Origin of the sequence: Pseudomonas defluvii (genome assembly GCF_001695625.1) — a bacterium.
Taxonomy (GTDB): domain Bacteria; phylum Pseudomonadota; class Gammaproteobacteria; order Pseudomonadales; family Pseudomonadaceae; genus Aquipseudomonas; species Aquipseudomonas defluvii.
In genome coordinates this window covers 1-10021 of the sequence record NZ_MBPN01000142.1, presented here as the reverse complement: position 1 = coordinate 10021, position 10021 = coordinate 1, and the positions used below count along the sequence as shown (strand labels likewise).

Below are 10021 nucleotides of genomic sequence, written 5' to 3'. Positions count from 1 at the left end.
GCTGGAGATCGGAAAGCCCCTTTACGGTGGGATTCAGAGCTTACGTTGGTTTTTGGTTCCATTGCTCCCCAAACCCCAGATTGCAACACTAATCAAAAAGGGAGGGAGTGCTCAGGACGTCGCAGCTCAGCACATGCATACCTGCATCGTGAACCGCGGTGCAGAGAACCCGCAGAACATTTGTCCCAAAGGAATTGAACCCAGGCGCTTGCTAAACCTTCTGGTGGAGTATGGCTACGCCACATCGCTCGCTGACGGCTCACCCTTCCCACCGGCAGCCTGCCTGAGGGTCGCCACCAACTCAAAAATACAGGGTTTCGCACTGTTTACCTCAGCTGCCGCGCGGTCAAGCATCACTACCGGACCTCTGGTCACAGATATGTACGTATGGGACGGCTTCTTCGACTACACCACCGATCGTGCGCCCCTATACACGCCCGACACCACCCGAGGCCATCCTCGGCTCCATTCGGTGTGTGTTGTGGGATACTTGCACGATGGCTGGATAATTAAGAACAGCTTCGGCACTTGATGGGGTGATAGGAACGCCTTCGCCACCATTGCGACCGGCACCTGTGGCCTTCTTACCGACGCTCCGCCGGCCGGCTTAGCACAGCGTCCCGCCTACACATTGGAGGTGTGAACACGTCAGCAGGTGCACGAGCAGTTGTGGGCCTTCATCCAGTCGCGACTGCTGGCCGGATTCCATTAAAATTTTGGGCCAGCGGGGTTGGCCTCAGCCTTGCTGGTGGGTGTGATCGTCAGCCGCAGGATCATCGGAGTGCCGCTGCTGGCTGAAGCGGGAGCCCAGCAACTGGTGTCGATTCTCGGACCTGCCATCCAGGAGATATTGCCGTCAGCCGAAGCGCCTGCCGCCTAGGAGTCCACCCGTAGAGCATACAACAGGATTGCGGGCAATTTAGTTCTACCTCCTTTGAAAAGCCCTTCTTAGAGGCTCATCGAGATGTTCTATGCGAGCCAGGATAGGCTTTGCAGAATACCGGTTGCAGACAATGCCTTACATCCACACATAGGGCCATCGGCACAGGCTCAAAAGCCGGGACATTTGGGTGCCAGGTCACAGTGGTGGCCCTAGCGGCTTAACCAGATACAGGTTCTCGATCAGCTCGGATCTGGCCGAAGCGACCTATAATGCGTCTTCAAATGATCGGAGCATCGTGGTCATGAAGCGCACACTTATTGGAATGGTCGAGGCTGGCGAGCCGCTGATATGGCAAACGCTTGAGGCCATTCAAAGGGCCTCTGAAGCTGAGGATTCTGAATTACCTTTGCATGAGGTTCGGTGTTTTTACCTATTGGCGGATTCGGTTTACCCAGCCGTCATTGACTCTCTGCTTGCCAAAGCTGGTCAACCACCGTCGTTCGCTCACCAGGATCCCGCCAGTAAATGACGCAAAAAACACCATTCCTTTATCCTGATCACCCTATGTATACCGAGGCCGTGGAGGCGTTGAAGCGTTACCACGAGGCGCAAGCTTCTGGGTGTCTCGCCGAAGAAATCGAACGGCTGCGTCAAATTGCGGAGTTACAGTTCCAAGCTGTGAACGAATATCAGCTCAGAGCCCTAGGCTACTATTCTCGAAAAAGCCATTGATGGGCTAGGTATGCGGGCGTTTTCTTGGGTGCCCTATTGAGCCGAATGCCGCACTGTTTGAGCAGTACGCCGACGCACTAACAATGCCCTGCGTCGAGCATTGGGCATCTACCCGATTTTGGTGGCGTTGCCGTACCGCATGCCGGGAACACTTGCGCGCCATGCGTGGACGGTTGCTCCAGCGACGTCGAGAAGCCACTTAGCAGTGGGTGTATTCTATCGATCGACTGCGCAAGAAGACTCGGCTTGCGGTAGCTAATGAATTCCTCTCCCCGACGCATTGTAATGACGCCCGGCAGAGGCCGGACGCCACCCATCTTACGCTGCCAGCACTAGTGTTAGTGATAAGCCTCGCCAGGTTTTACCTTGCCGCGGAACACGTGATAACTCCAGAAGGTATAAGCCAAGATAATCGGGATGATGAATAGCGCGCCGATCAGCGCGAACAACTGACTGGTCAATGGCGCAGCGGCCTGCCACAAGGTCAGGCTCGGCGGCACAATGTTCGGCCAGATACTGATCGCCAGGCCAAGGTAGCCGAGGAAGACCAACCCCACCACGGCGATAAAAGGCATGTGCGAGTGGCGCTTGCGAAGGGTCTTCAAAATCACCATTACCACCAACGCCGCTAGAGCAGCGATTAGCGCTGAACGCAACCAGTGGCTGGCATCGAACCAACGCTGGGCAATATCGTCGTTCAACGAAGCGGACCAGATACAAATCGTCACAATCACCACTGCCAAGGCGTAGGTAAGCGGCCGGCTGTAGCGACGCATACGCGTCTCAAGCATGCCGTCAGTTTTGATCAGCAGCCAGGTGCTGCCCAATAGCGCGTAAGTCAGCAGCAAGCCGACGCCGCAGAACATTGGGAACGGCGCCAACCAGTCCCAGCCGGAGCCGGCGAACTGACGGCCCACCATTGGGATACCACTGATGTAAGTGCCAATAGCCACGCCCTGGAAGAAAGTCGCCAGGACCGAACCACCAATGAAGGCCTTGTCCCACAGATGACGCTTGTGTGCCTCGGCCTTGAAGCGGAACTCGAAAGCTACGCCGCGGAAGATCAGTCCGGCTAGTACCAGCACCAAAGGCAGGTAAAGCGCTTCGAGGATTACTGAGTAGGCCAGCGGGAAGGCGCCGTACAACGCCGCCGCGCCGAGCACCGCCCAGGTCTCGTTGCCGTCCCACACCGGAGCCACTGTATTCATCATCACATCACGGTCGCTGGAGTCGCCGATCAGTGGGAAGAGAATCCCCAACCCCAGGTCGAAGCCGTCCATGATCACATACATCATCAGACCGAAGGCGATGATCACGCCCCAAATGACTGATAGGTCGATACCTTGAATTACCATTTTTGCCAGCTCCTTTTCAGTCGGCGACGGACAGCGGGCGACGCGCCGTAGCCAGCGATTCCGGTTGATCAGCGCTCGGCATTTGCTCGTGCGCGGTCGGCCCCTTGCGCACCAGGCTCATCATGTAGCAGATGCCGACGGTAAATACCGAGAAGTAGATAAGCACGAACAACCCCAGCGTCAGGCTCATCTGCGCAGCGCTGTGATTGGACGCCGCTTCGTTGGTCCGCAACATGCCGTAGACCACCCAGGGCTGGCGGCCCACCTCAGTGGTGAACCAGCCTGCCAGTAGTGCGATCAGCCCGGACGGCCCCATTAGCAAGGCGAACCCGAGGAACAGGCGGTTACGGTACAGTGCGCCGTTCCGACGCAGCACCAAGGCCAGCAGCGCGCAGGCGAGCATCAGCATCCCTAAACCGGCCATGACCCGGAAGCTCCAGAACACGACGGTCGAGTTGGGGCGGTCCTCTTTCGCGAAGCTTTTTAACGCCGGGATCTGCCTATCCAAGCTATGGGTCAGTATCAGGCTGCCCAGATAGGGGATCTCAATGGCGAAGCGAGTCTTCTCGGCCTCCATATCCGGCCAGCCTGCCAGGATCAGCGGCGACGGCTCACCGGGGATGTTCTCCCAGTGCCCTTCGATGGCAGCGATCTTCGCCGGCTGGTGCTCCAGAGTGTTCAAGCCATGAGCATCGCCCACCACTATCTGCACCGGTGTAGCGACAAGAATCATCCACATGCCCATCGACAACATCTTGCGAATCTGCGGCGTGTTGCGCCCGCGCAATAAGTGCCAGGCGGCGGAAGCCGAGACAAAAAACGCAGTGCTGAGGAACGCGGCCAACGCCATGTGGGCCAGACGGTATGGGAACGACGGGTTAAAGACGATTTTGAACCAGTCAAGCGGTACCACCCGGCCATCAATGATCTCGATACCCTGTGGGGTCTGCATCCAGCTGTTCGAGGAAAGGATCCAGAACATAGAAATCAGCGTACCAATGGCGACCATAACCGTGGCAAAGAAGTGCAGCTTGCGCCCTACCCGGTCCCAGCCGAACAGCATGACCCCGAGGAAACCCGCCTCAAGGAAGAATGCGGTGAGGACCTCATAGGTCAGCAACGGTCCGGTGACACTGCCAGCGAAATCAGAGAAGCGCGCCCAGTTGGTGCCGAACTCATAAGCCATGACCAGGCCCGAGACAACGCCCATGCCGAAGTTGACGGCGAAGATCTTTGACCAGAACTTATACAAGTCCTTATAGACCGCATTGTTGGTTTTGAGCCAGCAACCTTCGAGCACGGCCAGGAAACTGGCCAGACCAATAGTGATAGCCGGGAAAATGATGTGGAAAGAGACCGTGAAGGCGAACTGAATCCGCGCCAGGTCCAACGCAGTTAAAACTGACATAACAATATCCTTATAGACAGACGGGCTACCCAAAACTATGACCATCCTCAACCTGAACTTTAACTTTACTCATCAAAGGCGCAAGTAAGGTGGTCTGACGGAGTCCTCTAGGACGAGATCAAGGGTATCCGAGCAGCAATTGTAGGAACGCGAGAGCTCTGTGCTAAGCCCAACGAAATTTGGACTATCAGTTCACCGCCCATCAACTGGTAAATTATGGCCCAAACCGCTTGAATTAAAATAATTTTATTTACTCATCAGCACCACCTGGGGTACAAAGAAGATAGTCGCGACAATTAGCCGCACCAACTCCTATAGTTGGGTTGCCTCATCAAGTCGACCAGTCATCACAACAGATACAGCCTATTTTTTTGAGGACCTATCGTCAAATTGAAAATAACGACGAAATGATCAATTTTATCTATCCCCTTCCACTCAAGCGCACGATCACCCTTGATAGACGCGCCCTATGAGATAAATGAAAAAAGCAATCTAACCGACACCGCCCCCTCGCGGAGTAAAATCAATGAATCAATCGTCGCCGTAGGTGCGGCCTTGTTATAGACCGCCAGTGCTAAGACGCTCTAGACACTCACTCATTATCCGATCACACACCGACCGGCACCACTTCCAGCACTATCCACCTCTTTCTAGCTTCATCGAGACCAGCAATTAACTCGAAGACTCTTTCGGCCGTGACGAAAGCGGCTTGCCCCTTGACGCGATCGTACGCACGCTTGAGCGCGAACTCCTCAGTGCATTGGGTACACCATTCTTCCACGCCTCTAAACCTTGACGAGAAACGACGAACTTCGAATCGCGCCTCTGCCGTAACTCAGTGGATGGTAGACGGCGGTAGACCAGCTACCAAGAAGTGGGAATCGATCACCCCCTGAATGAGCGACTCGAACAAAAGCCCTAATTTACGAACCTCTTCCAAAGGCACGCCGCTCTCGTCCGCTTCCTTATAAGTTCGATAGGCCGTAAGCGCCTCGCGAAGCAGGACATCGCTTTCAAGATCAGCCGCCCCAATTGTCAGTTTCATGATTCATCCCAAATACCTTACCCAACGAACTCTAGGGCACTAATTACTCCAAGCCTGCTGAACAAACTTGATCAAAGCCTAATCAAGGGCGCTAAATAGGCAGGACAGAAAAGCACCTGCCAGTGAGGAGTGCCCTACAGCTTCGCTCGGACGTCCAGCCCCTCAAAACGGTGGTCAGAGGCCATAACAGCCTCTGACCCTTGTTATCAATGAAATAGATATAGCCTCGGCTAATCCAATACTCAACACAGGCCCTTAACTCCACAATCAACCAGCAGAATCGCTTGACCCACAACACCTCAACCCTCAACCCTCAACCCTCAACAGCTACATATAAATAAACTGTCGATACAATGCATCCAACTGCACACGAATGTTTTCTACACTCTCATCGTCATGTCGATCTGTATATTCAAGCAACTCCTGCTCCTTGTTAGTTATCAGTTCGCAAAGCGTTGATAAATTTTCGCAAAACTTGCTTGAGTGGACGACCGGCTCTACTACCAGAGTCGCTTCATCAGCCATTTTGCGGACCGAGGATACAGGTGAAATCCCTTTTAGTTTGTTGAATTCAATTTGACGTTCGCGACGACTCTTGGTTTCGTCAATTGCTTCTTGCATCGCAGGGGTCACAGTATCGGCATACAAAATAGCCGTACCATTTTGATTCCTCGCAACTCGACCGATCATTTGAATCAGCGCATGTGCAGATCGTAAAAAGCCAGCGCGATCAGCATCTAAAATGGCCACCAAAGATGCTTCAGGAATATCCAAACCTTCACGTAATAGACTAACTCCAATTAACACGTCGAAATCGCCTGCGCGCAATCCATTAATGATCTCAACCCGAGCATCAGCCTTGGTATCCGAGTGCATGTACCGGACGCGTACTCCCTGATCCGCCATAAAGGTACTCAGATCCTCGGCCTCAACTTTTGTTAACGCCGTGACCAATACCCTTTCATTGTTTTGCACACGCACAGATATTTCCCGAAGCAAATCGTCCATACGCCCCTCCAAAGGCCTTACTTCCACTTCTGGATCTAGCAACCCTGTAGGCCGAATTACTTGCTCAACAACTCTGCCCGCTGAAGCTTTGAGCTCATAGGGCCCTGGAGTTGCTGATACAAAAATGGCCTGAGGCTTAATGCCTTCAAATTCCTCAAAGCTCAATGGACGATTATTTTTTGACGAAGGAAGGCGGAAACCATAGTCTATTAATGTCTCTTTGCGACTTTGATCCCCACGATACATAGCTGAAATCTGAGGGACCATGACATGAGACTCATCAATAAATAGCAAGCCATCTTTAGGAAGGTAATCGAGCAGAGTTGTCGGATGCAGCGAAGAATCACGCTCATTCATATAACACGAGTAGTTCTCAATTCCGGAACAGTATCCAAGCTCACGCATCATTTCCACATCATTGGTAACTCTCTCATACAAGCGATTAGCTTCCACGAGACGGTTCTCTCGATTAAATTCCTCTACCCTCGACTCCATCTCGGCCAGTATTTCGACGGCAGCTGATTCAATTTTATTTCTCGGCGTTACAAACAAGGTCTTAGGCGATACCAGGTAGCTATCTACCTCTTCTAACAACTTACCAGTAATAGGGTCTAACCATTGAACCAACTCGATGTAATCATCCAACAGTACAACTCGAATGGCCCTATGCTCTGAATCCGCCGGGAAGATATCTATGATATCCCCGCGCACACGAAACGACCCACGCCTCAGAACCCGATCGACGCGATCATATTGCAGCAAAGCCAATTTTCGAATTAGTTCACCCTGCTCGATTTCTACTCCGCGTGCTAGCCGAACCTGTAGCGCACGGTAGCTGTCTGGATCTCCTAATCCATAAATTGAAGACACAGAAGCAACGACAATGACATCGCGGCGTTCAATCAATGACTTCGTAGTGGAAAGACGTAGGCGCTCCAGGTGCTCATTTATTGCCGAGTCCTTTTGAATGAAGCGATCGCTCCCAGGCATATAGACTTCGGGCTGAAAGTAATCGTAATAGGAAACAAAATACTCCACCGCATTTTCAGGAAAGAAGTTCTTCATCTCACTATAGAGCTGTGCGGTCAACGTCTTGTTGGGTGCCAAAATCAAGGTGGGCCGCTTAAGGCGATGAATCACATTGGCCATGGTGAAGGTCTTACCAGAACCAGTGATACCCTTCAACATCTGATGTGTTGCACCCTCTTCAATCCCTGAGATCAGGCGTGCTACGGCCTCTGGCTGATCCCCTGCCGGCGTATAGTTTGAGTGCAAAATGAATTTACCACTTGACATGACAATCCTCCAAATCGCGACTTGGTATTCAACTGGCGTATCAGCCAATTGAAATACTCGAACCTACCCTTAGTGGTACAGAACTTTCGGCAACTCGAAACTGATAGTGAAATATGCCTCCAGTTGGTAGCAACCACGTTTTGGGCTCTATGCACCGAGAGTGCTCACCTACAAACACCCTAAAGTGTTGACCGAGTCGAGCAAAAAATCCAATCAACTCGTGCCTTTGTCTCACTGATGCACCGCCAAGCCTTAGCGCAGATCGTGCTAAACAGCTAAGGTGGCACGTATATTTCGACCTGAACTGGTTCACAAAGCCTCTCATGGACGACCAGCTCAAGATAGCCGCGCGATACGCCTGGGCGGCCGTTAGTCTTTTGCTCGAAGTCGGCGATGGATCGACATTATGGCTCGGACAGGAATGGCTAACTCAGGACTACTAGCCACTTCTAAGAAAGCTCGAACCGAGGCAGACTCGAATGAATTTTTGCCAGCAACAAGGGCAATGGTGCAGTGTGATGGCGTTCCAGTGATCACAACCGCCCTGACATTGGCCACATGCAAAAAATTATTAGCTAAGGACTGTGGAAGAACTGCAAAAAATCTACCTGTCGAAATGTGCGAGACCAGTACACTCACTGAATCAGTTACAACAGATCGCATTTTACTTTGCTCAAGCCTACTTTCTACAGCAACTGAGAAAGTAGAAGCCAACAAACAGAGCTGCCTGCTTAACACATCTTCCCACGTTACGCTTGCAGGAAGTTCCAAGCCGAAACACCCAAAAAGAAACAACCGCTCCTTATGCAGGACTCGCGTATCGAAATCCTCCATGCAAGTGTTCTCAAGATGCATAAGTGCCACGTCTAGACCATTACTTTTAATCCCTTGCAGCAATGAACATGGGCTAGCAGTACTGATAGTTTGCTGCAACAGTGGGAATTTTTCAGCAAGTGCAGCACTTAAGATCGGGGATATAGAAGTCGTCCCCGGTACGATACCCAGCCGCAACTCACCTTCGAATCCACTTCGCAATGCGGCAAGTTCTCGATCTAAGGCTCTGCAGTCATCAGACATTTTTTGAGCCAATGCCAACACACGATACCCTTCCAATGTCAGGCCATCATAGCGCCTGCCATGGCGCACGATCTCGACACCCATGTCCTTTTCCAACTGTCTAATTCCGGAAGAAAGCGTAGGCTGAGAGACATTACAGATTCTGGCTGCGTTACCATAGTGCCCCTCGCGATAGAGAGCCAACAAGTATTCAAAATTTCTGACAATCATATGTGACCTCATCTACCAGCCTGGCACACTCCCTCGTCGCCAGTTATACTCTGGCAGAGTACGCTCTTTTTACATCCGAGCACTCAACATGACCATACACATTAGCTGCCGATATGCACTCCAACCTTTCAACCTTTCAACCTTTCAACCTTTCAACCTGGACGTACGAAAACTTCAATCATCACTTAAATCCATCTAAGAGATCACCATGCGCATATTCACAATCGGCTTTACTAAGACCACCGCGCAGTCATTCTTTACAAGACTAGGGGAATCCGGTGCTAAGCGCCTAATCGACGTTCGCCTAAACAATACATCTCAACTGTCGGGCTTTGCTAAACGCGACGACCTCAACTACTTCACCAAAAAAATCTGTGAGATTGAATACCATCATCTCCTATTGCTGGCACCCACAGCAGACATGTTTAACGAGTACAAAAGTAAAGGTGGTGATTGGACGCACTACGCCGATAGCTTCCTAAAATTAATGTCATCGAGAAAGATAGAGAATATAGACAAGGAAATCATGGACGGCAGCTGCCTCCTTTGCAGCGAAAATAAACCTCACCACTGTCACCGTCGACTTGTTGCTGAATACCTGGCGAGCAAATGGCCAAATGTGGAGATCGTGCACCTTTAATATGCTAGCGATGTGAATCGAAAGCGCCGACATCTATCCCAGCTGCATACTCTACGGGTGAAATCTTGCTTATAGGGTACACATTCAGCTCATGTTTCCATCCCACAATATACGGTAAACGCGAGCTAGGTGCCGATCTCACATTCACTACCTAGAAGCTGCATACGTCCTGCAGGAACTGACAATCATCCCTGACTATCAATTCACCGTTGCAGTCTTACTTGGGTTCCAGCTCGGCGGGCCCACGCTTGGCCTGCGGTGTCGACCGCATGATCAGACGTGACCCTCGGTAACCGACACTGTGGTTCCAGACCCAACTCAGCGCGACACTCAAGCGATTGCGCACGCCAATCAGGAAATAGATGTG

Annotated in this window: 10 protein-coding genes; 5 read left to right on the top strand and 5 right to left on the bottom strand. The window is 51.8% G+C overall.

Annotated elements, in window-relative coordinates; translation table 11 throughout:
* The 4 genes from EKA13_RS28185 to EKA13_RS24250 all read left to right on the top strand — a co-directional run.
* The coding region (locus EKA13_RS28185; protein WP_245704401.1) for a C1 family peptidase at positions 1–532 on the top strand (532 nt) is incomplete at its 5' end.
* Positions 533–730: 198 nt separating this feature from the next.
* Positions 731–880: a TetR/AcrR family transcriptional regulator gene (locus EKA13_RS28505; RefSeq protein WP_016973425.1), complete on the top strand. Its 150-nt coding sequence runs from the start codon at positions 731–733 to the stop codon at positions 878–880.
* 304 nt (positions 881–1184) lie between these two features.
* A complete protein-coding gene (locus EKA13_RS24255) occupies positions 1185–1412 on the top strand; it encodes a hypothetical protein (protein ID WP_016973426.1) in 228 nt (75 codons plus the stop codon).
* Positions 1409–1615, top strand: coding sequence for a hypothetical protein (locus EKA13_RS24250; protein ID WP_016973427.1), 207 nt, complete (start codon positions 1409–1411; stop codon positions 1613–1615). Before EKA13_RS24255 ends, EKA13_RS24250 begins: the two co-directional genes overlap by 4 nt.
* A 338-nt stretch (positions 1616–1953) precedes the next feature.
* Here EKA13_RS24250 and cydB read toward each other — a convergent pair whose 3' ends face one another.
* The 5 genes from cydB to EKA13_RS24220 form a co-directional block, all read right to left on the bottom strand.
* Entirely contained in the window at positions 1954–2970 is a 1017-nt protein-coding gene (gene cydB / locus EKA13_RS24245) for a cytochrome d ubiquinol oxidase subunit II (RefSeq protein ID WP_016973428.1), read from the bottom strand.
* A gap of 16 nt (positions 2971–2986) precedes the next feature.
* Entirely contained in the window at positions 2987–4378 is a 1392-nt protein-coding gene (locus EKA13_RS24240) for a cytochrome ubiquinol oxidase subunit I (protein WP_016973429.1), read from the bottom strand.
* A gap of 835 nt (positions 4379–5213) precedes the next feature.
* A complete protein-coding gene (locus EKA13_RS24230) occupies positions 5214–5423 on the bottom strand; it encodes a hypothetical protein (RefSeq protein ID WP_016973431.1) in 210 nt (69 codons plus the stop codon).
* 327 nt (positions 5424–5750) lie between these two features.
* Positions 5751–7727: an excinuclease ABC subunit UvrB gene (uvrB, locus tag EKA13_RS24225; RefSeq protein WP_016973432.1), complete on the bottom strand. Its 1977-nt coding sequence runs from the start codon at positions 7725–7727 to the stop codon at positions 5751–5753.
* Between the two features lie 369 nt (positions 7728–8096).
* Positions 8097–9014, bottom strand: a complete 918-nt coding sequence (locus EKA13_RS24220; RefSeq protein WP_079384147.1) for a LysR family transcriptional regulator — start codon at positions 9012–9014, stop codon at positions 8097–8099.
* Between the two features lie 208 nt (positions 9015–9222).
* Between EKA13_RS24220 and EKA13_RS24215 the strand changes: the two genes are divergently transcribed.
* Positions 9223–9654 (top strand): DUF488 domain-containing protein, encoded by a 432-nt coding sequence (locus tag EKA13_RS24215; protein WP_016973433.1) that lies wholly within the window; start codon positions 9223–9225, stop codon positions 9652–9654.
* Positions 9655–10021 lie beyond the last annotated feature (367 nt).